Origin of the sequence: Paraburkholderia sp. SEWSISQ10-3 4, assembly GCF_030464785.1 — a bacterium.
Taxonomy (GTDB): Bacteria; Pseudomonadota; Gammaproteobacteria; order Burkholderiales; family Burkholderiaceae; genus Paraburkholderia; species Paraburkholderia aspalathi.
This window is the reverse complement of the sequence record NZ_JALPRI010000003.1, coordinates 13,287-38,363: the sequence shown is the minus strand read 5'-3', so window position 1 is coordinate 38,363 and position 25,077 is coordinate 13,287. Positions and strand designations below refer to the sequence as shown.

Genomic DNA, 25,077 nt, shown 5'->3' with positions numbered 1-25,077 from the left:
TGTTTTTTGCCAACACTTTTTTGTAAGAATTTCGTGGCCGCTATTCTGCACCCCGCACTTCAACCAAAACCCAAGGATGCAGATGAAGACGACCACACTGGCAACTCTTTCGCTGGCCATGCTCGGCGCAACCGGCGTAGCTCACGCACAAAACAGCGTCACGCTGTACGGCATCATTGATACCGGCCTGACCTACGTTTCGAACGACGGCGGCAGCAAGTCCTTCAGCATGAGTTCGGGCAACGAGTCCGGTAGCCGTTGGGGCTTGAAAGGCTCAGAAGACCTCGGTGGTGGCCTGAAAACAATCTTCCAGTTGGAAAACGGCTTCAACTCGACGAACGGCAAGCTCGGCCAGGGTAGCCGCATGTTCGGTCGCCAGGCTTTCGTTGGCCTGAGCAGTGACAAGTTGGGTACGCTCACGGCCGGGCGTCAATACGATCCGCTGGTTGATCTGGTGCAGCCGGTGCAGGGCGACGGCTTCCTCGGTGGCGTATTCATCTCGCCGGGTGACATCGACAACGCCGACAACAGCGCGCGGGTCAATAACTCGATCAAGTACACGTCGCCGACCTGGTCCGGCTTCCAGTTCGAAACCATGTACTCGCTGGGCGGAGTGGCTGGCGCGACGGGCTCGGGTCAGAGCTACGCCGCCGCAGCTGCATACAGCAACGGTCCGGTCAACCTGGCAGCGGGCTACTATCACCTGAGCAACGGCAGCGGCGCGAACCGCGGTACGACGACGTGGGATTCGTTGTTCAACACGGCTGTCAACGCGGCGTATTCCACTGCGGCGTCGATCAACAATGCGCGTATCGGCGGCAACTACGTGTTCGGCTCGGTGACCCTGGGTGGCTACTACAGCTATGCCGAATACACTGCAGATGCCAGCTCGACATTCAAGCAGGCGGAAAAGTACAACACGGGTTCGGTGTACGCCGTGTGGCAGGTATCGGCGCCGCTGCAGACGCAGATTGGCTACGTGTACCTGAAGTCGAGCGGCAATTCGTCGGCAAAGTACAACCAGTTCGCTGTTGCAGCAGACTATTCGATCAGCAAGCGTACGGATTTCTACGCATGGGCCGGCTACACGACCGCATCGGGAACACAAGACTCGTCGGGCACGGCCGCTGTCGCTGTTATTGGCTCGGCAACCGGCGACTCGGGTTCCAACAAGCAGGCTACCGTGACAGTGGGTATTCGCCACAGGTTCTGATTGAATCCGGCTTAGCGAAAAGCCCGCTTTGTTAAACGGCTCTCGCGAAGCTGGATGATTCGCAGAGCCAAAGTTGACTGGGCTGAGTCCTGTACCGTACAGGACTCAGCCTTTTCGCTTGAATACTGGCTTTTTTCTAATAGATATACTAATTATCCATATTTGAATTCGGATCTTCGAACGTAAGACCCAGCGGCGGTTACCCCGTTATCGCCTTGATAACGTCGTCCTGAAGTCCGCGAATGTGGCTGATCATCGCATTGCGCGCTTCCACCTTGTCATGCGACTTCAGCGCGGCGAGGATCGCTAGGTGTTCGACGTGATTCTCCTGCTGCCGGTGAAGATGGCTCGTCACGCGAAAGAGCCGTGCATTCAGCCGCATCATCGTGATCATCTGGACGAGAACGGCATTGCCCGACGCCTCTGCAATCGTCCTGTGCAGCAGATCATCCAGTTCACGATGCTCGACTTCCGTATGCTTGCCGACCTCGAGCGCGTGAACCTTCTCTTCCAGCGCCTCGATCGCCGCGGGCGTGAGCCGCTGGATGCCGAGATCGATCGCCTGTGCTTCGAGTACTTCACGAACCCGCATGCTTTCGAAAAACTCGCGGGTAGACACTGTGCGCACCGCAAAACTGCGCGCGTCGGCGCGCACCAGCAGACCTTCGCCGGTGAGCCGGATCAGCGCTTCGCGAACAGGTGTACGCGACATTTCCAGTTGGTCGGCGACACGCAACTCATTGAGTAGCGCGCCCGCCTCCAGCTCACGATCCAGGATCATCTCGCGCAAACGCCGGTAGGCGCGCTCGCCGAGGCTCGCGACACGCGTTTCGGAGAGCGTTTCCTCTGTCTGTATGGACGGCGTATCCGGCTGCGGCAGCTTGCCTGTTGATTTCCTCGTCGCCTTCTTCACGCCCGTTACGGCTGCCTTCGTGTCTGTTTTTTTCATGATTGCGGGTAGTTCTCTTTTCCGCCGGATCCGCCTTCAGATGGCGGCAGTCCCGGCTTTGACCTGCGATGTTACAACGTCGGGGCGCTCGCATCGCAGGAACTGTCCATGACCGGCCTGCCCGCGGAACTGCCCATCCGCCCACACGGTCACGCCTCGACTCAGCGTCATCGCGGGCCACGCACGCACTTCGCGCCCCTCGTAGGGCGTGTAATCGGCTGCATGGTGAAGCTCGTCGTTGCGGATCGTACGTTCAATACCCGTATCCCATATCACCAGATCGGCATCGCTGCCGACCGCGATCGCGCCCTTGCGCGGATACAGTCCGTACAGTTTCGCCGCGTTCGTCGACGTGAGCTGCACGAAGCGGTTGATGTCGATCCGGCCTGCCAGCACTCCTTCCGAGAACAGCAAAGGCAGTCGTGTTTCGAGGCCCGGAATGCCGTTGGGCACCTGATGGAAGCCGCCAGCGGCACCGTGCAGCATCTTGCCGTGCGGATCGTCGTAGTTAAAGGGCGCGTGGTCCGACGACACGATCGTGAACATGCCGTTCTGCAATCCGGTCCATACGGCTTGCTGGTTCGCCTTGTCGCGCGGCGGCGGGCTGCAGATGCACTTCGCGCCGGCGAAGCCTTCGAGCGCGAGGTCTTCTTCGCTGAGGAAAAGATACTGCGGACAGGTTTCCGCGAAGATTGGCAGACCCCGGCCGCGCGCCCAGTGAATCTGCTCGATCGCCTCCCGTCCGGAGACATGGACGATCAGAATCGGCGCCTCCGTCACCTCGGACAACGCAATCGCCCGATGAGTCGCTTCCCGCTCGACCAGCATCGGCCGCGAATCGCCGTGATACTTCGGCGCGGTGAGCCCGGCCGCGAGCAGCCGTTCGGTCAACCAGCCAATGCAATCGCTGTTCTCCGCATGGACCATCGTCATCGCACCATGAACACGCGCGCAGGCGAGCACGTCTATGATCTGGCGATCGTCGAGCTTCATGTCGTCGTAGGTCATATAGACCTTGATCGACGTATAACCGTCCGCGATCAGTGCCGGCAGTTCGTCCTTCAGCACCGCCTCTGTCGGGTCCGACACAATCAGGTGGAACGCATAGTCAATCGAGGCCTTACCGTTGGCCCGGGTGTGATAGTCCTCGACCGCCGCGCGCACGCTGCGCCCCTTGAACTGCAGCGCGAACGGGATGACCGTCGTGGTGCCGCCGCAGGCTGCTGAGCGCGTGCCGGTCAGAAAATCGTCCGCCATTTTCGAGCCGTCGGACGTGGGCTGATCGAGATGGACGTGCGCGTCCACACCGCCTGGCGTGACGAAGCGGCCCCTGGCATCGATCGTCTCGCGGCCGTTGGGCAAATCGCGGCCGATGGCGACAACAACGCCATCGAGGATGCCGATATCGGCGGTGTAGAGATCGGCCGCCGTGGCGATGCGCGCGTTGAGAATCACCGTGTCGAAGCTGGACTGGTACATAGCGGTCACGAGTGTTTCTCCGAAATCAATGAGAGCGTGCTGCTACGCGCAGCGTACGGCGCGCCGAGAGCCATGCGCGCCAGCCGCTTCGGTGTGTGGCGTGCCCAGCATAGCCACGCCCGTAATAGGCTTCGATCTTGCGCTGGAAGAAGTTCCAGACTGTCGTCATCAGCAGGTAGTAAAGCGCGGCCACGACAAACAGCTCGAGCACCATGAAGCGTTCCTGGATGAGTTCCTGCGTGCGTCTGAGCAGTTCTTCCATCGAGATCACCGACGTGATCGAGGTCGTCTTCAGCAGGCTGTTCACGCTATTGCCAAGCGACGGCACGATGAGCCGCATCGCTTGCGGGAAGACGATCTGGCTCATAGTCTGCACACCATTCAGGCCGAGTGCCTTCGCGGCGCTGGTCTGCCCGCGCGGCACGGCGATAATGCCCCCCCGGATAATCTCGGCCAGATATGCCGCCTCGTTAAGGATCAAGCCGATGAGCGCCGCCTCGATCACGGAGAAACGCAGCCCGACCTGCGGCAGCCCCGTGTACAGGATGATCAGTTGCACCAGCAGCGGCGTCCCACGAAAAACCCAAACGTAGAACGCAGCCGGCGCTGACAGCCAATGCTTCCCGGACAACCGCGCGAACGCGATAAGCGAACCGAGAACAAGGCCGCCCGCGATCGCCACGAGCGTCAGCCAGATGGTCTGAAACGCGCCGCCGATCAAGTACGGGCTGATCAGGTACGAGGCGAAACCGTCCCAGCTCCATCCTTTGCTCATTGCTCGACTCCTGCAGGTGTAGTCAACGTGTTCGTGCGGCGATCACTTCGGTTGTGCGACTGCGATTGGCGCATCGAGCGGCTTCATGCCGTACTTCGCAAACAGCTTCTGGTAGCTGCCGTCTTTCTGCATCTCGTCGAGCACGCCGGCGATCGCGCTCGCGAGAGCCGGGCTCTTCGCTGCAAGCGCGACCGGCGTCGGGTGAATGCCGGACACGACACGCGCAAAGCCGCCGCGCTTCTGGTATTCGCCGGCCACCGCGTCGATCGAGACGACCGCGTCCACCTGGCCGGCGGCCAGCGCCTGATAAGCAATCGAAAACGTGTCGAAGGTGCGTAGCGTGAAGGGCGTCAACCCGCGCGCTGTCATATCCTTCATCATCGCGCGCGCCTGCGCCTCCTCGAAACCACCGATCTCGACGGCCACCGTGTGCCCCGCGAGGTCGTCCGTCTTCGTGATCTTCAACGGATTCGACGAGGTGGCGGAAATGCTGATCGCCTGGTTCTCGTACGGGATCATCTGCATGATGCGGGTTCGCGCGTCAGTCACGAAAATGCCGGTATTGATGACATCCCAGCGGCCACCTTGCAGACCCGGCACCATCGCGTCGAAATCGATCTTCACGTATTCGGGCGTGAGGCACAGACGCCTGGCGATCTCTTCGCCCAATTCGATGCGCATGCCCTTCAGTTGCCCGGAACCGTCGGTGTATTGCAGCGGCGGCAGCGTCGGGTTGGTCGACATGATGAGCGCGCCTTTCTTGATCAGCGCGTCGGCGGGAATCGACGACGTGCACGCGGCAGCGGCCGGCTGTGCGTTCAACGCGGCAGCAAGCGCGAGTGCGCCTGAAAGCAGAAACGGACGGGCAAACGAGCGGAAGGACATGAAATTCTCCAGGGGGAAAAGAATCAGGACAGCGTGTTCAGGACGCCGAGCGCCGCAAGGTCGGCGCGTAGCAGTTCGCGATCGGCCTGCGGCAGCGGCAGACGCGGCGCGCGCGGCGCGCCCACGGGCAAGCCCATCATCTCGAGGCCGGCCTTGCTTGCCGAGACATAGCGATGACCACCAACCCAACGCACGATCGGCAGGATTTCGCGATAAATCGCGAGTCCCGCGTCGAGATCACGCTCGACAGCAGTGCATTCGTAAAGCCGGGCGGAAAGTTTCGGCAGCAGGTTCGAACACACCGCCACCCAGCCCTGCGCACCGACACACATGGATTCGTAGCCGAGAATCCCCGCAAACACGGTCATGCGGTCACCGCACAATTCGACGATGTCGCGCACCCGCGTGACCTCCAACGTCGACTCTTTGATGTAGCTCACGTTGTCGATGTGCGACAGGCGCGCGACGAGTTCCGGCTTGAGGTCGACGTTCGCCGTGGCTGGATTGTTGTAAATCATGATCGGCAGATCGATCGACTCGCCGATCCGACGGTAGTGCTCAAAGAGTTCGTCTTCGGTAGGCGTGCTGTAGAACGGCGGAATGACCATCACGCCGTCCGCACCGAGTTCCTGCGCTTCCCGCGAGCGGGCAATGGCGTCGTCGGTCCATTCCATCCCCGTACCGAGCAGCACCGGCACGCGGCCCGCCGCCGCCTCGATCACGGTCTGCGCCACTTCCAGCCGCTCCGCATCCTTCAGCGAAAGGAATTCGCCCGTGCTGCCGAGCGGAATGAGCCCATGAATCCCCTCTTCGATCTGCCAGTTCACAAGCTTGCGCAGAGCTGGCACGTCGACATGCTTGCCGTCGGCGGTAAAGGGCGTAATCAGAACGGTATAGGTGCCGCGAAAAGTTTTCATCGTAGAGCTGAAATCCGGTTTTTTTGAGCGCTTTGAGTTTGCATATTGTTTGTATAGCATTTGTATACAAATTCCATACGTCAAGTTTTTCAAATTCCGGCCTCCGTCTGGAAGACGTGCAAAGCCCAATGCAACAAGGTTTCTGATGCGTCTAAAAAAATCGCACATCGCGCCATCCGGCAAGCTCATTTCGTTCGAATACGACGGCGAGCGCATCCGCGCGCTGGAGGGTGAGTCCATTGCCGCGGCGCTTGCCGACGCCGGCTGTGGGATGTATCGGGAGACACGCGATGGGGCGCGGCGTGGGCTGTATTGCGGCATGGGCAACTGCTTCGAGTGCCTCGTGTGCGTGGACGGCAAACAGGGACAACGCGCCTGCATGACGAAGGCGGCGGACGGCATGCAGGTCACCGCGCAAGGCACTGAGCGCGCCAACGCCGGCGCTCATGTGCCGCTCGCACCGACGCCTGAAGGCACGCAGCCGCGCGAGGTCACTGTCGACGTGCTGGTGGTAGGCGCCGGCCCCGCAGGACTATCGGCGGCGTGCGCGGCCCGCTCGCGTGGTGCATCGGTCGAGGTGATTGACGAGCGCCCCATGGCGGGCGGCCAGTTTTTCAAGCAGATCGCCCCGAGCCAGCAGGCCAGCAAACTCGATCGACAGTTCCGCGAAGGCGCAGCGCTGATCCGGCGTGCTCGAACGATGGGCGTCACGCTCACGTCGGAGGCGTTCGTCTGGGGCACATTCGGCCCGCACGAAATCGGCGTGATCGTAAATGGCGCAAGCGTCGTGTTCCGTCCGCAGCAGATCGTGCTCGCTCCCGGCGCATACGAATACACCACGCCCTTCCCGGGCTGGACCCTGCCCGGCGTGATGACCACCGGTGGCGCACAAACGCTGGCGCGGGCGTATCGCGTGGCGCCGGGCGAGCGGATCGTCATTGCGGGCAACGGGCCGCTGAACCTGCAACTTGCCGCCGAGTTGGTGACCGGCGGTGCGAACGTCGTGGCGGTTCTCGAAAGTGCGCCGCAGCCCGGCTTGCGCCTGTGGCGCGAACTGCTTATAGCGACCCGCGAAGCGCCCAGCCTGATTCGCGACGGCGCCGCTTACCTCGCTACGCTGCGCGCCGCGAACGTGCCGGTGGTCTGGAACACACGCGGGCTCGAGGCGCATGGCAAGCAGCGGCTCGAAGAGGTTACCTACATTTGCGACGACAAAACCATCCCCCTCTCCTGTGACACCCTGTGCGTTGGTGACGGTTTCGCACCGACGACCGATATCGCACGGACGCTCGGCTGCACGCATTCGTTCGTCGACAGAGGCATTGGACATCTCGCCACTGACATCGACGCAAACGGGCAGACGAGCATCGCAGGCGTGTTTGCGGCAGGCGACGGTGCACGCATCGGCGGCGCCCGGGTCGCGCTCGCGCGCGGGACGCTCGCGGGCCACGCGGCGGCGGATGCGCTACGTCTTCAGTCAACGGCGGACGCCGAGAGATCGCGTGCTGCGGCACGCCGCGCGTTGGGGCGCGCGGACCGGTTCCAGACCGCGCTGTGGAAGATTTTCGCCGCACCGACGCCGCATATCGCGAATGTGCCGCGCGACACGATCGTCTGCCGATGCGAGGACGTGACGCAGGGCGTGATCGTCGACCAGCTCGCCGCCGGCCACGACACGCTTGCGTCGATCAAGCGCAACACCCGCCTCGGTATGGGCCGCTGCCAGGGCCGCAATTGCGCGGCGAGTTGCGCGAAGCTCATCGAGGAATCGACTGGCCGTGCGCGCGAGGTCATGCATTTTCTCGCACCGCGTGTGCCAATACGTCCCACGCCGCTCGCCGCGCTCGCGTTCGAGAAGCCCGAATGGGGTGGCCATCGCAAGGCGTCCACGCCGAACATTGCCCGGCCTGTAAAAGAACCCGCACTGGGCGATCAGACGACCGACATTCTCGTGATCGGCGGCGGCGTGATGGGTGCATGTCTTGGTCATTTTCTGAGCCGTGCCGGCCGCGATGTGCTGGTGGTAGACCGCGACGATCTCAACCTGCAAGCGTCCGGCGCAAACGCGGGCAGCCTGCACGTGCAACTCCTGTCGTTCGATTTCGGCAAGAAGGCGCGCGCGGGCGGGATGCCCGCAGCCAACACGCTTGCGCTCGGCCCTGCGTCAGTGCGGCTCTGGCAGCAGCTCGAACGCGAAAGCGGCGACAACCTCGAAATTCGTGTGACCGGCGGTTTGATGGTGGCCGACAGCGAGGCTGGCATGCGCTTCCTCGAGCAGAAGATCGCGCTCGAGAAACAGTTCGGCATCGAAGCGGAACTACTCGATACGCGCAGCCTGCTCGCGTTGTCGCCACATCTTTCGCCCGCATTGCTCGGCGCCGAATATTGCCCGATGGAAGGCAAGATCAATCCGCTGCGCGCAACGTATGCCGTCATGCGCCTTGCCAGCGCGCAGGGCGCGCGCTTCCAGCGTGCGACCAACGTCACGGCGATCATGCGTGATCGCGACGGCTTTTCTGTCGACACGAACCGCGGCTGGATTCGTTCACGTGTCGTGGTCAATGCCGCTGGCGCTTGGGCGAAAGAAATCGGCGCGATGCTCGGCGTGCACGTCCCGGTGGCGGGCACGCCGTTGCAGATGATCGCCACGGAACCCGCGCCGAAGCTCGTCGACCATCTGATCGCCCACGCCGACCGCCACTTGAGCCTGAAGCAGACCGCGACCGGCGGCATCCTGATCGGCGGCGGCTGGACCGCCGCGTTCGACCCCGCGCGGCGCATGAATCACGCAATGCGCGAGAGCATCGAAGGCAATGCCTGGGTCGCGAGCCACGTGCTGCCCGCGCTCAAAGGAATGCACATGGTGCGCGCCTGGGCCGGCATGAATATCGACATCGACGGCGCGCCCATTGTCGGCCCCGTTGAAGGTGTTCCCGGCTTCTTCAATGCCGTGACGTCGAACGGCTACACGCTTGCCCCAATCGTGTCGCAGTTGGTCACCGATCTCATTCTCCAACGTACGCCCGAACTTGACGTCGCGCCCTTTTTGCTCAGCCGCTTTGCGTCAGCATGAAGCATATTCAAGTTCACTTGCCCGAAAAATCCTGACTACCCAAGAGCGGGATTAACTGACATAAATTTCAGAAAACACCTACGTAAATCGCCCTTGATTGCAACTTCGCCTGGGCCGTAAGCCGGTTGTGAAGGCATTGCGTGTGGAACTTCGTCTTACCGTCTGCCGCGAAACGCGGAATAGCGCTAAACACGCCCTGGATCTATGACGCTTCCGCACACATAACCACTCAACAACGCATCCGGAAAGCCAAGAATGAATCATCGGGTCACAGCTACGCACTTTTCATGTCAATAAGGGGCTTGTTGCGCCTTCGTCCAACTGACCTCGCCCTCGACGTAGGAACAGCGAACACGCGAATTCACATCTCCGGGGCCGGCGTCGTTCTGAATCAGGCGTCTGTGCTGTGTACTCATGGACACAACTCGTTAAGAGCGCGCGGTCGTCCGACGCTGTCCGTGGGTGACGAGGCGAGGAGAATGCTCGGCCGGCTGCCGCAGAACATCGAAGCCGTCACGCCAATTCGCGGCGGCGTCATCTCAAACTTCTCGGCAAGCGAGCAGATGATCCGGCAATTCGTGCGTCACGCCTGCAAAGGCCGATGGCGGGCGAACGCGCCACGAATCACCGTCACCGTTCCGGGTGACGCGACCCAGGTGGAGCGCCGAGCCTTTAAGGAAGCGATACATGGTGCCGGTGCGTCCCACGTTGCGCTGCTCGCGAAACCGCTGGCCGCAGCCCTCGGCGCTGGGCTCGCTATTTCCGATGCCACGGGTTGCATGGTCGTCGATATTGGCGCCGGCACGACTGAAATCGGCGTCATTGCGCTCGGCAGCGTCGTGCGTGGAGCATCCGCCCGCGTGGGAGGCGACACGTTTGACCAGGCCATTGTTAACTATGTTCGCCGCACGCACGGCTTGCTGATCGGCGAACACACCGCGCAACGGGTCAAGCTGGAGATCGGCTGCGCCCTTCCGCCAAGGGACGACCTGTTTTTGGGGGTGACCGGCCGCAGCTTGGCGGAAGGCATACCACGCTCCATGACCCTATCGAGCCAGGAGGTATATGAAGCGCTCGCCGAGCCACTCGGGCAAATCGTATCGCTGCTAAGACGCGTCCTGGAAAGCACCCCGCCGGAACTTGCCGCCGACATCGCCGATCGCGGGTTCATGCTGACCGGTGGGAGCGCCATGCTGCGAGGCCTTGATCAGCGCCTGCGCGAGGAAACGGGACTGGCCGTGGCGGTCGCTGAACAACCGATGACGTGTGTTATTCGCGGCACCGGGCTCGCAATCGAGACGCTTGATCCTGACTTCTTTGTGTAGCAGAAGCAGAATGTCGATCGAAAACCAGGTACTGTGATTCCATGCCTCGACAGCGAGCGTTGCCTCGCTCCGGGAATGTCCTGGCGGAAGGCAGCCGGAGTCGAACCGACCTGAGAGCGTCTGACGCCCTCAACTGGATTTGAAGTCCAGCCGCACCACCGGATGCGAATGCCTTCCTACGGTGATTGAACAAATTGAACTACCTGAACCACGCCCTGCAACTCAAACACTGAATCAATTCAGTTCGAGCCAACGACTATCCGTGCGCATCAGATGGAGGCCACGGTGGAAGCGAGTATATCCAACCCGGTCGAAGAATTCCAAAAGCTGGATCGCACGTTTTCGCCCGAGCCCAGTGACATCGCGAAACGGCGCGGCCGCTACCGTACCCGCATTCTTTTCTGCTTCGGAACCCGCAATCAAAGCCAGTTCGCGAATCACCTCATGGTGATAAAAGAGGTCACGCACAACCTGAAAAAGCTCGCCTTGTCGCGCGAGTTTGCGCAGTAACTGCCGCACGCGGTCTTCGGATACGCCGTGTGCGTTTGCCAGATCACGCACCCAGGGCGGATCGAAACGCCCGTCTTTCAGCGCCGGCAGCAGTGCTGCCGCGAGTGCGCGATCGGCGTCGTCGAGTGTCACTGCGTGGTCCGGCAGATGCAACCACGGCCCGCGCCTGATGATCTCGCCGCGCGCCGCTGAATCGTCGACTAGTGCACGCCACAGTGCGTCGTCGACGAGCGGCGCTGCGATCCGCCGTAAGCGCGAGACATCCGGGCCGAGTTCGTCTGGCGAGCGCTCGTGGTATTGCCTTAGCGCCGCAATCAGGCGCGCATTCAAGGCACGCCATGACGCATCGGCGATCAACAACGCGTCATTACCGCCGGGGAGTTCCACCACGCGTGTGTCAGATGGCAACGCGAGCACGGCCGCCGGGATACCCGTCAGTCGTTCCAGCAACGAACGGGACAATCCATGCGGCGCCCTTGCCAAAAGCGAATCCAGCGCGCCGGTGTCGAGCATGACCTGAATCGCATCGAGCCACGCCAGCCGCTCCGCCGAGCGACGTTTCCGCGAAGGCGCAAACGGATCGAGCACATGACCACCCCCAACCGTGCGATTAGCCTGGGCATTGCGCACGACAAAGCGGTCGCCAGGAAGGGCGCACACCGGCCGTTCGAACACGAGTTGCACGCGCGCCCGCTGACCTGCGCCAAGCGTCTCGCCATCGAGCAACGCGACATGCGCTACCTGATGCAGCGTGCCCAGGTGCACATGCAACGGCGCCCAATGCTCCAGCGTCAACGGTGCATCGGCGAGCAGCGTCAGCATGACGTCGATGCGCTCCGAGCCTTCTGACAGACGTGGATCGACAATCCAGTCGCCACGATCGATTGCGCTCTTCTCGATGCCCGCCAGATTCAACGCGCAGCGCTCACCGGCCCTTCCAGTCTCGGCTGGACGATTCTGCGCATGAATACTGCGCACACGCACCGGCTGATTTTTCGGCGTAAGCAGCATCGTGTCGCCCACCGCTACGCGTCCCGACACCACGGTCCCGGTCACGATCGTGCCTTGGCCTGAGAGCGTGAAGACCCGGTCGACCGCGAGACGGAACAGACCGTCGTCGCGTCTCATGCGCCACTCAACTGCCGCGGCGTGCAAATGCGCTTTCAACGCGGCCACGCCTGGATCATCTTCACGCGTCGCGCAGGTGTCGAACATGGGTGCGTCCTGCAGCACGCTGCCGCTCAGAAACGCTGCCACCTCGTCATGCACTTCCTGCAGTCGCTCAGCATCAACGCGATCTATCTTGGTCAGCGCGATCGCGCCGCGCTTGATGCCGAGTAGCTCGACTATCGCCAGATGTTCACGTGTTTGCGGCATGACGCCATCATCAGCAGCAATCACGAGCAACGTGAAATCGATTCCGCTTGCGCCCGCGGTCATCGTATGGACGAGCTTTTCGTGACCCGGCACATCGATCAGGCCGAGCACGTCGCCGTTGTCGAGCGGCACGTACGCATAGCCCAGTTCGATCGAAATGCCGCGCGCCTTTTCTTCCTTGAGTCGATCCGTATCGACGCCCGACAACGCTCTCACCAGACTCGTTTTACCGTGGTCGATATGCCCGGCCGTACCTACGATCATGCCTGCACGTCCTTCAGTTGCTCGATCAACTGCGCTTCATCGGCGGCTTCGAGACAGCGCAGATCGAGACGCAATGCGTCGTCTGCAATACGGCCGATGACCGGCCGCGCCATCTCACGCAAGCGCTTCTCAAGCGCGAGCAATTGACGGCCGCTGCGCTTGCCGTCGGCGGTCCTGACGACAAGGCCGTAGCTCGGCAGCACATCGACAGGCAATGCGCCGCTGCCTATCTGGCTGAACATCGGCTCGACCGCGATGACGCAGCGATCGCCGGCCATACGCTGCAACGCAGGCTGCACCCGCTCCGCGGTGAGCCGGATATCGTCGCTCGGTCGCGTAAGCAAACGGAGCGTGGTCAGCCGCTCAGCGAGTTTTTCCGGCGCGCGATACATCTGCAGCACGGGCTCCAGTGCCGCGAGCGTCAGTTTGCCGACCCGCAGCGCGCGCTTGAGGGGATGCTTCTTGATCTTGGCGATCAGATCACGCCGGCCGACAATCAACCCCGCCTGCGGACCGCCAAGCAGTTTGTCGCCGCTGAACGTAACGAGGTCGGCGCCGGCTTCGATGGTTTCGCGCACGGTCGTCTCACGCGGCAAGCCCCATTGCGTCAGATCGACCAGCGTGCCGCTGCCGAGGTCAACCGCAACGGCAAGACCGCGTGCGTGGGCGAGCGGCGCGATGGCGTCGACCCCTACCTCTTTGGTGAATCCGCTGATCGCGTAATTGCTCGTGTGGACTTTCATCAGCAGCGCAGTCTGCGGACTGATCGCTTCGTCGTAGTCCTTCAGATGCGTACGGTTGGTGGTGCCGACTTCGCGCAACTTCGCGCCCGCACGGTTCATGATGTCGGGAATGCGAAACGCGCCGCCGATTTCAACCAGCTCGCCACGCGACACGATCACTTCCTTCTTCGACGCCAATGCGGACAACGTAAGCAACACTGCCGCGGCATTATTGTTGACGACGGTCGCCGCTTCGGCTCCGGTCAGTTCGCAGATGAGTTCGTCGATCAGGTCGTCGCGATCACCACGCTTGCCGGTGCCGAGATCGAACTCGAGGTTGGCCGGTTGCGTGAGCGCCTTCATGACGGCTTGCACCGCTTCGTCGGGCAGCAATGCGCGACCGAGATTGGTATGCAGCACAGTGCCGGTCAGATTGAAGACGCTGCGCAAGCGGGCCGCGTTGCGGCGGCGCAGCGTGGCCTCGACGGTGACCTGTAGTTGCGCGATATCAAGCGCGCTCACCGACGCATCGCCGGACTGCGCGCTGACGCGCCAGGCGTCGAGTGCGTCACGCAGAGCACCCAACACCTGAGTACGGCCGAACTCGGTCAGCAACGCCGCAAACTCGGCCGACGCCATCACCTTTTCTACCGACGGCACACGCGCCATCAGCGCCCGCAATTCAGAGCCGGTTACATCGCTCACGAGGCAATCCTCATTCTCAGTCGGACTCGCCGGAAGAATCATCAGCCGCAGGTTCGGCCTGTTCCGGCCAGAGCCACGGATGCGGCGACGCGCGCCGGTAACCTTCCGCTCCCATCAGCAGGTCCAGCGTGAGACTGGCGAGATCGTCCGCGAACGGTTCGAAATCGTAGTCCTTCGACTGAATGCCGATCTTCCGGTAAGTATGGCATTCGTCGCACGACTCCGCCTTCAAGGATGCATTCTTCGAATCGGCTTCTCGCGTGGCATCGTCGGTGTCCTGCGAGCCGACTGCGTGATAGGCAATGCCTTTGGTCGAATCGCAGTTCGAGCATTTCGCGCGGACCATGTGCCACTCCGTCGCACACAGGCCGCATTGCAGGTAACGGTAATTGTCATACGCACCGCCCACGCGCACCATGCTTGCCACCGGATGCGATCCGCACACGGGACACAAGCCCAGCGTCTCGATGTACGGCACCTCGCGCTTGTCGATGTCGGCAGCAAGGTCGGTCCATACGACTTGCAGCGCCGCCATGATGAACGGCGCGCTCGCCGGATCGACTTCCTCGAAGCGCTGCGCGAAGATCGCGTCGGCCTGGGTGTCGAGCGTGGCCTGATCCAGCGTTCGCAGCTTTTCAATGAGCGCTTCTAGCGGCGGTGTAAGCGGGCCGGCGGCTTGCACCTTGTCGAGCAGATGCAGCAAAACCTCGTGCCACGCGGGATCGCGCACGCCGGAAAGCGCTGGAATCAGCGGCATGGAATGCTGCTGTGCACTCGCGATCAACTCGGCGCTGGGCGGCTTTGCCTTGAAGCCGGTGATCACGGCTTGCTGCGCGTCCGCGAGCACAGCCATCAGACGCAAATAGCCGGCGATCGGATTGCTGAGCGCCGCCAGTTGGCGCAGCCGCGCGGCGCGCGCCGAAAAGACCGCCAGCCGTTCCGGCGTACGGATGCGGGGAATCGCCGAGTGATCGAGCGATTCGATATCGCCGGCCTCAAGAATGCGTTGAACCAAAGTATCGACCTCTGAAAACTGCGCTAAAAACTGAAGAGCCGCCGCAGTTCGTCGAACAGGGGCGGCGGCTCGGGGTGCGTGGCAAGCTGCGCCACGCTTGTTGCCATCCTACTTGCCGATGATTTCCTTGAACCAGTTCGGATGATGCTTTCTTGCCCAGCCGTAGGTCACCGTCCCGCGCGTCATCGCACCGATCGAGCCCTTGATCCACAACGCCGCATAAATATGCACGACGATGCCGACGATCAGCACAAACGCAGCCGCAGCATGAACCAGCGCCGCGAGGCGAATGATCTCGATCGGAAAATAGAACGAGAAATAGCGCCGCCAGATCACAATGCCGCTCGCCAGCAACAGCAGCAGGCAAATCACCATAGTGAAAAATAGCAGCTTTTGACCGGCGTTGTACTTTCCGATCGCGGGGAGCTTTTCCTCACGATTGTTGAGCACGTCGTCGATCTGCTTCATCCACTGGATGTCGGCTTTGTCCAGATAGTTGTGATGCCAGAAACGCAACGCAAGAATCAGGAACGACAGGAACATCACACAGCCGACAAATGGATGCAGAATCCGCGTCCATTGCCCGCCGCCGAAGATCGCGTATAGCCACGACATCGCCGGATGAAACATGGCGAGACCGGAGAGCGCCAGCAGAACGAACGTGATAGCAGTGATCCAGTGATTCGTCCGTTCATTCGGCGTGTAGCGCTGGATCAGGCTGTTGCCCTTCACGTCTTTCAGCACAACGTGCTCATGATTTTCAGCGTGCTTCATCGGATGCCTCCCGCGAACGGCGTGCTTCGTCAGCTTCGTGCTGTGCTTCGGCTTCTTCCGCCTCCGTCACCTCGTTCGGACCGACACGGGTGTAATGGAAGAACCCTGCCACCGCAGCAAACGCGATACCTGCCAGCGCCAGCGGTTTCGCCAGACCTTTCCACAGAGAAACCATCACGCTGATTTTCGGATTCTGCGGCAAGCCGTGATACAGGTTGGCTTTGTCGGCGTGATGCAGCACGTACATCACGTGCGTGCCGCCCACGCCGGCAGGATCGTATAAACCGGCGTTCTGGAAACCGCGCTCCTTCAGATCGACAATTCGATCCGCCGCCTGCTGCTTCATGTCCTCCTTGGTGCCGAACATGATCGCGCCGGTCGGGCAGGTCTTCACGCACGCCGGCTCCTGGCCGACAGCCACGCGGTCCGAACACAGCGTGCACTTGTACGCACGGTTGTCCTTCTTCGAAATACGCGGCACGTTGAACGGGCAGCCGGTTACGCAATAGCCGCAGCCGATGCAGTTTTCCTCGTGAAAATCCACGATGCCGTTCGTGTACTGCACGATCGCGCCCGGCGAGGGGCAGGCCTTCAGACAGCCCGGATCCTCGCAGTGCATGCAGCCGTCCTTGCGGATCAGCCACTCGAGATCGCCTTCGGTGTTCTCGTACTCCGAGAACCGCATGACGGTCCACGAATGCTCAGACAGATCGCGCGGGTTGTCATAGATGCCGGTCGTGGTACCGATCTCGTCGCGCAGATCGTTCCACTCCATGCAGGCCGTCTGACACGCCTTGCAGCCAATGCACTTCGATACGTCGATGAGCTTGGCGACCGTGCCCGTCACCGGCTCACGCACTTGCGGTTCAGGCAAGGTCGTGGCCGAGAGGCGTTTGATATCCAGTGATTGCAGTGCCATCTCTTTTCCTTATGCCTTTTCGACCTTGACGAGGAACGACTTGAATTCCGGTGTTTGCGAATTCCCGTCGCCCACGGAGGGCGTCAGCGTATTGACGAGATAGCCCGGTTTCGCGAGCCCCTTGAAGCCCCAATGCAAGGGCAAGCCGACCGTCTGGACCTTTTTCCCTTCGATCATCAACGGTTTGATCCGCTTGGTGACGAGCGCCACGGCGATGATGTGCCCGCGATTGGACGACACCTTCACACGATCCCCCGCGACCACGCCCACTTCCTTCGCCAGATCTTCGCCGATCTCCACGAACTGCTGCGGCTGCACAATCGCGTTCAAACGCGCGTGCTTGGTCCAGTAGTGGAAATGCTCGGTCAGACGATACGTGGTGGCCGTATGCGGGAAATTCTCATGCGTGCCGAAGGCGGCCCGATCGTCCGGGAACACGCGCGCCGCCGGACTGCTGACGACCGCCTTGTTATCCGGATGCAGCGGGTTATAGCCGAGCGGCGTTTCAAACGGTTCGTAGTGCTCGGGGAATGGCCCTTCCACCAGACCGTCGCGCGAGAAGAAGCGCGCCACGCCCTCCGCATTCATGATGAACGGATTCATGCCGTTTTCAGGCGGCTCATCCACCTTGAAGTCGGGAATGTCGGCACCGCTCCACGTCTTGCCGTTCCACGCGATCAGCTTGCGCGTGGAGTCGAACGGTTTGCCGCTGGCGTCGCAGGAAGCGCGGTTGTACAGAATCCGCCGGTTCGCAGGCCACGCCCATGCCCAGTTCAACGTATTGCCTATGCCGGTCGGGTCCGAGTTGTCGCGACGGCCCATCTGGTTGCCCGCCTGAGTCCACGCACCGCAGAAAATCCAGCAACCGCTCGCAGTACTGCCGTCGTCGCGAAGCTGCGCGAAGCCCGCCAGCTGCTCGCCTTTCTTCGCGAGCACCTTGGTTTTGTCGGTAGCGTCGGTCACATCGGCGAGCGCCTTGCCGTTGAACTCCATGGCGATTTCTTCAGGCGTCGGGCTTTCCGGATCGGAGTAAGGCCAGCTCATGTTGAGAATCGGATCGGGATACTTGCCGCCGTTCTCCTTATAAGCCTTACGAATGCGCAGCCACAGCCCCGACATGATCTCGAGGTCGCTCTTCGCTTCGCCCGGGCCGTCGGCGCCCTGCCAGTGCCACTGCAGCACGCGGCTGGAACTGACCAGCGAGCCGCGTTCTTCAGCGAAACACGTGGTGGGCAGACGGAACACTTCCGTTTGAATCGTCGACGGATCCACGTCGTTGAACTCGCCGAAGTTCTTCCAGAACTCCGAAGTTTCAGTGGCGAGCGGATCCATGATGACGAGCCACTTAAGCTTCGCCAGACTCGCGCCGATCTTCGCCTTGTTCGGCGCCGCGGCGAGCGGGTTGAAGCCCTGCGCGATGTAGCCGGTCATCTTGCCTTGATTCATCAGCTCGAAGACCTGCAGCATGTCGTATGACTTATCGAGCTTCGGCAGATAGTCATAGCCGAAGTTGTTCTCGGCGGTCGCGTTATCGCCCCACCACGACTTCATGAAACTGACGTGAAACGCGCGGTAGTTGCGCCAGTAACTCAACTGGTTCGGCCGCAACGGCTGGCTCGCGCGCTTCTTGATGAAAGCGTCGAAGTCCTGCTCGGCTTCCATCGGCAGCGTCATGTAGCCCGGCAACAGGTTCGACATCAAACCCAGGTCGGTCAAACCCTGGATGTTCGAGTGACCGCGCAGCGCGTTCATGCCGCCGCCCGCAATGCCGATGTTGCCCAGCAGCAATTGCACCATCGCGCCGGTGCGGATGATCTGCGCGCCGATCGAGTGATGCGTCCAGCCGAGCGCGTACAGGATCGTGCCGGCACGCCCCGGAACAGCTGTGGACGCCAGCATCTCGCACACCTTGAGGAATTTGTCCTTCGGCGTACCGCAGGTCCGTTCGACCTGTTCGGGCGTATAGCGCGAGTAGTGCTGCTTCATCAGCTGGTAGACGCAGCGCGGGTGCTGTAGCGTCGGGTCGATTTTGGCGTAACCGTCGTCGCCGATCTCGTAGTCCCACGTGCTCTTGTCGTAGCTGCGTTTATCCGCGTCGTAGCCGGAATACAGGCCGTCCGTGAACGAGAAATCCTCGCGCACGATGAACGGCATATCCGTGTAATTCCTGACGTACTCGTGCTGAATCTTGTCGTTGGTGAGCAAATAGTTGATCACCCCGCCCAGGAACACAATGTCCGAGCCGGTGCGAATCTGCGCGTAGTAATCCGCGACCGAGGCCGTACGCGTAAAGCGCGGATCGACCACGACCAACCTTGCCTTGCGATGCGCCTTCGCTTCCGTGACCCACTTGAAACCGCACGGGTGCGCTTCGGCCGCATTGCCGCCCATCACGAGAATCACATCCGCGTTCTTGATGTCGACCCAATGGTTCGTCATCGCTCCACGGCCAAACGTCGGGGCAAGACCTGCCACCGTCGGGCCGTGTCAAACACGTGCTTGATTATCGAATGCGAGCATGCCAAGACTGCGGACAGTCTTGTGCGTCAAATATCCCACTTCATTACTACCGGCCGATGCTGCGAGCATGCCGGTGGTCAGCCAGCGGTTGACCTTCTTGCCGTCTTCCGTCGTCTCGACGAAATTGGCATCGCGGTCTTCCTTCATCAGTTTGGCGATGCGATCGAGCGCGTCTTCCCAGGAAATCCGCTTCCATTCATTCGATCCGGCCGCGCGGTACTCCGGATACTTCAGACGGCTCGGACTGTGAATGAAGTCGATCAGGCTTGCGCCCTTCGGGCACAACGTGCCGCGGTTCACCGGATGATCAGGATCGCCTTCGATGTGGATGATGCTGGACTTTGCATTCTTGGCGTTGTCGCCAAGTCCGTACATCAGGATGCCGCAGCCCACCGAACAGTACGGGCAGGTGTTGCGGGTTTCGGTTGTGCGCGACAGTTTGTACTGACGAACCTCGGCCAGCGCGGGTGCCGGAGAGAAGCCCATGAGGGCCAAACTTGATCCGGCGAGCGTGGTGGCGGAGACCTTCAGAAACTGTCGCCGGGACATGTGGGTCATGTAATGGCCTCGGCTCTTTTTGGGATACTAATAACGATTATAGAGGCCGATATGAAGTCCTGCAGCCAGACTGCCCATCTCTTTAAAGTTGTTAAATATGAAGCGCCGCAGCCGGTTTAACGGAAGCAGCACTATTCCTCTTGCATCAGTTGATTGCGTCCGCAACGACCCACGCCGTGGGTGGCCGCTATCCTGCGCCGCGCTCGAACAACCGCCATAATGTGGTCATTCGAAGCCTGAAATCCGCGCCACACATGACCGACACCCTCCCCGCCGCAAACCCTTCGCCCCGCCTGACCAGCCTGTCGCACGGCGGCGGCTGCGGCTGCAAGATCGCTCCTGGCCTGCTCGCCGACCTGCTCAAGCGCAGCGCGCCGCTGCCGTTCTTTCCCGACCTGCTGGTCGGCAACGATACCGCCGACGACGCCGCCGTCTACCGGCTCAACGACGAGCAGGCGATCGTCGCCACCACCGATTTCTTCATGCCGATCGTCGACGATCCGTTCGACTTCGGCCGCATTGCCGCAACCAATGCGCTGTCAGACGTCTACGCCATGGGCGGCAAACCGATCATGGCGCTGGCGATCGTCGGCATGCCGATCAATGTGCTGCCGCACGACGTGATCGCGGCGGTGTTAAAGGGTGGCGAGTCCGTCTGCGCCGAAGCCGGCATTCCCCTCGCCGGCGGTCACTCGATCGATTCGGTGGAACCCATCTACGGCCTCGTTGCGATCGGCGTGGTCGATCCGCGGCGCGTCAAACGCAATGCCGGTGCGCGCGCGGGCGACGTGCTGATCCTCGGCAAGCCACTGGGCGTGGGCGTGCTGTCGGCGGCGTTGAAAAAGGATCGGCTCGATTCAAACGGCTATGCCGCGATGATCGCTGCCACGACCAAGCTCAACCGGCCGGGCGCGCCGCTGTCGGCGCTCGACGGCGTGCATGCCCTCACGGATATCACCGGTTTCGGCTTGCTGGGCCATACGCTGGAATTGGCCCGCGGCTCGAATCTGACCGCCCGCGTGCGCTATGCGGATCTGCCCTGGCTGCCGGACGTGGTCAACTTCGCGGAAGCCGGCATTTTTACCGGCGCCTCGGGGCGCAACTGGGACGCATACGGTAAAGACATTATTTTGCCTTCCTCATTGCCGTCGACGGCCCGTACTCTGCTCACCGATCCGCAAACCTCGGGCGGCCTGCTGGTTTCGTGCGCGCCGGAAGTAGTCGACGAGGTGCTCGCCCTATTCCGCGCCGACGGTTTCAACGAAGCGTGCGTGATCGGCGAAATGGTCAGCGGAGACAAGCGAGTCGAGGTTAGCTGAGGCGCAAGCGGGTTTCATCGGCGAAGCCAGGCCAGGCAAGGCGAGACGCAGGTCCAGGACGCAGGCCTGCGCGGCTCGCCAGCCGGTATTCACGCCGCATGCGATAATTTCGCTTCCCCCGCCGGTCCGTTTCGTCCGTAACCCCTTGAAAAACCTACTCGTCAGCCTCGATCAAGCCGGTGATTTCGATGAAATCATCGACGTGCGCACGCCTCTGGAATTCGCCGAAGACCACATCCCCGGCGCGCTCAACGCACCTGTGCTGAGCAACGAAGAGCGTGTTCTGGTCGGCACAACTTACAAGCAGGTCTCAGCGTTCGAAGGCACGCGGATCGGCGCGGCGCTGGTTGCGCGCAACATCGCGCACCACCTGGAAACCACCTTCGCCGACCGGCCGCGCAACTGGCGGCCGCTCATCTACTGCTGGCGCGGCGGGAAACGTTCGGGTTCGGTCACGACGCTGTTCAATATGATCGGCTGGCCGGCACGTCAGCTGGACGGCGGCTATAAAAGCTATCGGCGCGCAACGCTGGACACCCTCGAGACGCTGCCGAAAAAGTTCAACTACATCGCGCTAGTGGGCCCGACCGGCAGCGGCAAGACACGCCTGCTCGAAGCGCTGCGCCAGGCGGGCGCGCAGACGCTGGATCTCGAAGCGCTGGCTGCCCATCGGGGCTCGCTGCTCGGCGCATGGGCAGGCATTGAGCAGCCGTCGCAAAAGCTCTTCGACACGCTGCTGGTGACCGCCCTGCGCACATTCGATCCCAAACGGCCGGTGTTCGTCGAAGCGGAGAGCCGGCGGATCGGTTCGATCGCACTGCCGCTCGCGCTCCTCGACACGTTTCATCAGGGCGCTTGCGTCGAAGTGCTATCGAGCCACGAAGACCGCGCGGCGTTCCTGCTGCATGACTATGCGCATCTGTTCGACGATCCTGAATCGTTGAAAGCGCAGTTGCAGAAGATGATCGGTTTGCATAGCCGCGAACGTGTCACGGGCTGGCAACACCTCGTCGATGAAAATAGCCGGGCCGAGCTCGCGCGCGAGCTGATCGAACGGCACTATGATCCGGCGTATGCACGCAGCAGCCATCAGCATTTCGTGCAATTACCGCAGGCGTTGCAAATGAATTTTCGGCCCAACGACGCCGATGTCGTTGAGCAGGCCAACGCCCTGCTTGCCCAACTCGATAACAGCGCGCTCGCCGTCATCTGACCAAAAAAATTAACGTTCAAGACCATCCACTATGCAATCAACCCTTCGACAGCCCCGCGTCGCCCTCGGCTGGATCGTGTTTCTGCTGATCGCCGTCGTCGGGCTCTTCTATGTGAAGTGGTTTCCGTACTACAACCGGGCGTTCGTCGCCGCAAGTCAGCATTCCATCGGCAAGTCGATCCTGATGGGTACGGCGTCGAACGCGCCTGCAGCCTCGTGGCAGGCCGCCATCGATTACGCGCTGGCCTACGGCAAGGCAATCTGGCAAGCCATGGTGCTAGGGCTTCTGCTGGGCTCGGCGGTGCAGGCGCTGATTCCGCCGCAATGGGTCGCGCGCGCGCTCGGCAGGACCGATTTCAGCAGCGTGGTGAAGGGCGGCTTGATGTCGTTGCCGGGCATGATGTGCACGTGCTGCGCGGCGCCAGTCGTGGCCGGCTTGCGCGCCCGTCAGGCGGCACCGGGTGCGGCGATCGCGTTCTGGCTGGGCAATACCGCTTTGAATCCGGCCACGCTGATTTTCATGGGCTTCGTGCTCGGCTGGCAATGGATGGGCTTGCGGCTCGCCCTCGGCCTCGTGATGGTGTTCGGCCTCGGCTATCTGGTGAACCGCATGGTCACGCCGAAGGAAGCCGAGGCGTCGCGCGAAGCCATGGCACAACTCGTCACCACCGACGACCCGGGCACCGCGTTCACACGCTGGGTGAAAATCCTCGGAACAATGACGCTGCGGCTGATTCCCGAATACATCGTCCTGGTGCTGATTCTCGGCGCCGCGCGAGCATGGCTGTTCCCGCACATCGGACCCAGCATCGATAACAGCCTGCTGTGGATCGTCGCTTTGGCGATCGCCGGAACCTTGTTCGTAATTCCGACCGCGGGCGAAGTGCCGATCATTCAGGCCATGCTCTCATTCGGCATGGCCGCGGGTCCGGCTGGCGCGTTGCTGATGACGCTGCCGCTAATCAGCGTGCCGTCGATGGCCATGCTTGGGCGCTCGTTCCCGAGGCGCGTGCTGACGGTCGTGGCGCTGGCCGTGGTGGTTTGCGGGGTGGTCAGCGGATTGCTGGCTATCGCATTGGGGTTTTAAAGCATGAAACGTATTGCAGCATTTGCAGCGACGAGCTGGTCGGCCGCGGCCCTTCTTTACTTCGGACAGCATTCGGTAGCGCTGATCGTGGTAAGCGGGGTTGTCGTGCTGGCCGGCTTCGACCTGCTCCGTCCCTGACGGGATCTACGTCGGACGAATCGTCGCAGACTCGAGCGTCATCCTGCGACGCGCGCCGATCAGCGCGGCCAGAGCCGTGCCGATCCCCAACGCAAACAGGCACGCCGTCGGCACCAGCATCGGCGCAACATGGCTGTGCGCCACCTTGCCGACATAAGGCATCAGGTTCTGCCCGGCAAAGCCGCCCAGATTGCCGATTGCGTTGATCGCCGCCACGCTCGCTGCGGCCCTTGCGCCAGAGAAGAATCGCGGGGGCAGCGACCAGAAGCACGGATAGAGCAAGGGGATGCACGCCCCGCCCAGACACAGCGCCGCAAAACGCAACGACGCGGTCGGCAGAACGAGGCTCGACGCAAAGCAAGCGACGCCGATCCCGGCCACCACGCTCATCGCCTTCAACACGACGCGCTCACGCTTGAGCTTCCCAGGCAGCCACAGCAGAAGCAGTGTCGCGAGCGCCCACGGAATCATGTTCAGCAGACCGTTCAGCGACGACGACACGCCATCGCTTTTCAGCAACGTCGGCATCCAGTAGGTCACGCCGTACAACGACGTCGACATCAGCATGTACGTCAACGCGAACATGAGAACCTTCGGATCGAGCAACGCGCCCCAGGGCCGCGTCGCCTTGGCATCATCCGACGCTTCCCGCTTGAGCGCGGCGATGACGACATCCTTCTCCTGCTGCGAAAGGAACGGCGCTTCCTGCACCGAATTCGGCAAGAATTTGAGCGCGACGAACGCAATCAGAATGGCGGGAATGCCGGTGGCGATGAACACCCACTGCCAACCCGCGAAACCCCACGTGCCGCCTAACGTCAGCAGAAGACCGCCGACCAGCGAGCCCAGCATGTTGGCGAGCGAGCTACCCAGCGTGAAGAACCCCAGCACTTTGGTGCGATAGCTTTGCGGGAACCACTGCGTGAGGTAGTAGATGACGCCGGGATAGAAGCCGGCTTCGGCAACGCCCAGTGCGAAGCGAAAGGAATAGAAAACGGGCAGCGAGCGCGCGAACGCCATCAGCACCGTGACCACACCCCAGGTCATCATGATCCGCGCGAGCCAGGTCCGCGCGCCGAAGCGATGCAATGCCAGCGTGCTGGGCACCTCGAAGATAAGGTAGCCGATGAAGAACAGCGAAGCGCCGAGGCCATATGACGCCTCCGTCATGCCGAGGGCATGCACCATCTCCAGCTTGGCGAAACCGACGTTCTGGCGGTCGATAAACGAAATCAGAAACATGACGATCAGAAGCGGCATCAGACGCCACGCCATCTTCCTCATTACCTGCTGCTCAAATCCTGCCTGCGTAGACATGTCCGCTCCGGTTTTCTCGCCGG

19 protein-coding genes and 1 tRNA gene are annotated in these 25,077 nt (G+C 61.7%); 7 read left to right on the top strand and 13 right to left on the bottom strand.

The annotated features are described in order from the left end of the window. Nucleotides 1–82 precede the first annotated feature (82 nt). The gene (locus tag M0D68_RS08695; protein WP_200620227.1) at nt 83–1,213 is read left to right on the top strand and encodes a porin; all 1,131 of its coding nucleotides are present in this window, start codon (nt 83–85) and stop codon (nt 1,211–1,213) included. Between the two features lie 199 nt (nt 1,214–1,412). Here the strand turns inward: M0D68_RS08695 and M0D68_RS08690 are convergent, their stop codons facing one another. The 5 genes from M0D68_RS08690 to M0D68_RS08670 are packed head-to-tail and all read right to left on the bottom strand — an operon-like array spanning nt 1,413 to nt 6,218. Then, the gene (locus M0D68_RS08690; protein WP_093635309.1) at nt 1,413–2,162 is read right to left on the bottom strand and encodes a GntR family transcriptional regulator; all 750 of its coding nucleotides are present in this window, start codon (nt 2,160–2,162) and stop codon (nt 1,413–1,415) included. Nucleotides 2,163–2,198: 36 nt separating this feature from the next. Further along, nucleotides 2,199–3,641, bottom strand: a complete 1,443-nt coding sequence (gene hydA, locus M0D68_RS08685) for a dihydropyrimidinase (RefSeq protein WP_200620258.1) — start codon at nt 3,639–3,641, stop codon at nt 2,199–2,201. Nucleotides 3,642–3,666: 25 nt separating this feature from the next. Continuing rightward, entirely contained in the window at nt 3,667–4,416 is a 750-nt protein-coding gene (locus tag M0D68_RS08680; RefSeq protein WP_093635307.1) for an amino acid ABC transporter permease, read from the bottom strand. A 42-nt stretch (nt 4,417–4,458) separates the two neighbouring features. Next, the gene (locus M0D68_RS08675) at nt 4,459–5,301 is read right to left on the bottom strand and encodes an ABC transporter substrate-binding protein (RefSeq protein WP_200653183.1); all 843 of its coding nucleotides are present in this window, start codon (nt 5,299–5,301) and stop codon (nt 4,459–4,461) included. Nucleotides 5,302–5,324: 23 nt separating this feature from the next. Beyond that, nucleotides 5,325–6,218 carry a dihydrodipicolinate synthase family protein gene (locus tag M0D68_RS08670; protein ID WP_266224197.1) on the bottom strand — a complete coding sequence of 298 codons (894 nt, stop codon included), beginning with the start codon at nt 6,216–6,218 and terminating at the stop codon, nt 5,325–5,327. 145 nt (nt 6,219–6,363) lie between these two features. Between M0D68_RS08670 and M0D68_RS08665 the strand changes: the two genes are divergently transcribed. Together M0D68_RS08665 and M0D68_RS08660 are read left to right on the top strand one after the other, a co-directional pair. Then, a complete protein-coding gene (locus M0D68_RS08665; protein ID WP_266224196.1) occupies nt 6,364–9,291 on the top strand; it encodes an FAD-dependent oxidoreductase in 2,928 nt (975 codons plus the stop codon). Between the two features lie 287 nt (nt 9,292–9,578). Further along, nucleotides 9,579–10,616 carry a rod shape-determining protein gene (locus M0D68_RS08660; protein WP_200653909.1) on the top strand — a complete coding sequence of 346 codons (1,038 nt, stop codon included), beginning with the start codon at nt 9,579–9,581 and terminating at the stop codon, nt 10,614–10,616. Nucleotides 10,617–10,697: 81 nt separating this feature from the next. Here the strand turns inward: M0D68_RS08660 and M0D68_RS08655 are convergent. The 7 genes from M0D68_RS08655 to fdnG form a co-directional block, all read right to left on the bottom strand. After that, nucleotides 10,698–10,793, bottom strand: a tRNA-Sec gene (locus M0D68_RS08655). A gap of 57 nt (nt 10,794–10,850) precedes the next feature. Next, nucleotides 10,851–12,767 (bottom strand): selenocysteine-specific translation elongation factor, encoded by a 1,917-nt coding sequence (gene selB / locus M0D68_RS08650; RefSeq protein ID WP_266224195.1) that lies wholly within the window; start codon nt 12,765–12,767, stop codon nt 10,851–10,853. After that, the gene (gene selA / locus M0D68_RS08645) at nt 12,764–14,194 is read right to left on the bottom strand and encodes an L-seryl-tRNA(Sec) selenium transferase (RefSeq protein ID WP_256457415.1); all 1,431 of its coding nucleotides are present in this window, start codon (nt 14,192–14,194) and stop codon (nt 12,764–12,766) included. Before selA ends, selB begins: the two co-directional genes overlap by 4 nt. Before the next feature lie 16 nt (nt 14,195–14,210). Continuing rightward, on the bottom strand, nt 14,211–15,209 hold the full coding sequence (gene fdhE / locus M0D68_RS08640; RefSeq protein WP_266224194.1) for a formate dehydrogenase accessory protein FdhE: 999 nt from the start codon (nt 15,207–15,209) through the stop codon (nt 14,211–14,213). A gap of 108 nt (nt 15,210–15,317) precedes the next feature. Further along, a complete protein-coding gene (locus M0D68_RS08635; RefSeq protein ID WP_097394618.1) occupies nt 15,318–15,983 on the bottom strand; it encodes a formate dehydrogenase subunit gamma in 666 nt (221 codons plus the stop codon). Then, nucleotides 15,970–16,902, bottom strand: a complete 933-nt coding sequence (gene fdxH, locus M0D68_RS08630) for a formate dehydrogenase subunit beta (RefSeq protein ID WP_093646694.1) — start codon at nt 16,900–16,902, stop codon at nt 15,970–15,972. Before fdxH ends, M0D68_RS08635 begins: the two co-directional genes overlap by 14 nt. Before the next feature lie 9 nt (nt 16,903–16,911). After that, a complete protein-coding gene (gene fdnG, locus M0D68_RS08625) occupies nt 16,912–19,980 on the bottom strand; it encodes a formate dehydrogenase-N subunit alpha (protein ID WP_266224193.1) in 3,069 nt (1,022 codons plus the stop codon). Between the two features lie 254 nt (nt 19,981–20,234). Here fdnG and selD point away from each other — a divergent pair, with 254 nt between their 5' ends. The 4 genes from selD (at nt 20,235) to M0D68_RS08605 (ending at nt 23,737) form a co-directional block, all read left to right on the top strand. Continuing rightward, entirely contained in the window at nt 20,235–21,299 is a 1,065-nt protein-coding gene (gene selD / locus M0D68_RS08620) for a selenide, water dikinase SelD (protein ID WP_266224192.1), read from the top strand. A gap of 145 nt (nt 21,300–21,444) precedes the next feature. Then, nucleotides 21,445–22,512, top strand: a complete 1,068-nt coding sequence (gene mnmH, locus M0D68_RS08615; RefSeq protein WP_093646689.1) for a tRNA 2-selenouridine(34) synthase MnmH — start codon at nt 21,445–21,447, stop codon at nt 22,510–22,512. 31 nt (nt 22,513–22,543) lie between these two features. Continuing rightward, nucleotides 22,544–23,599 carry a permease gene (locus M0D68_RS08610; RefSeq protein ID WP_211708229.1) on the top strand — a complete coding sequence of 352 codons (1,056 nt, stop codon included), beginning with the start codon at nt 22,544–22,546 and terminating at the stop codon, nt 23,597–23,599. A gap of 3 nt (nt 23,600–23,602) precedes the next feature. Next, the gene (locus M0D68_RS08605; RefSeq protein ID WP_266212432.1) at nt 23,603–23,737 is read left to right on the top strand and encodes a hypothetical protein; all 135 of its coding nucleotides are present in this window, start codon (nt 23,603–23,605) and stop codon (nt 23,735–23,737) included. A 6-nt stretch (nt 23,738–23,743) separates the two neighbouring features. Here the strand turns inward: M0D68_RS08605 and M0D68_RS08600 are convergent, their stop codons facing one another. Further along, nucleotides 23,744–25,054, bottom strand: coding sequence for an MFS transporter (locus tag M0D68_RS08600; RefSeq protein ID WP_266224191.1), 1,311 nt, complete (start codon nt 25,052–25,054; stop codon nt 23,744–23,746). Nucleotides 25,055–25,077: the final 23 nt, after the last annotated feature.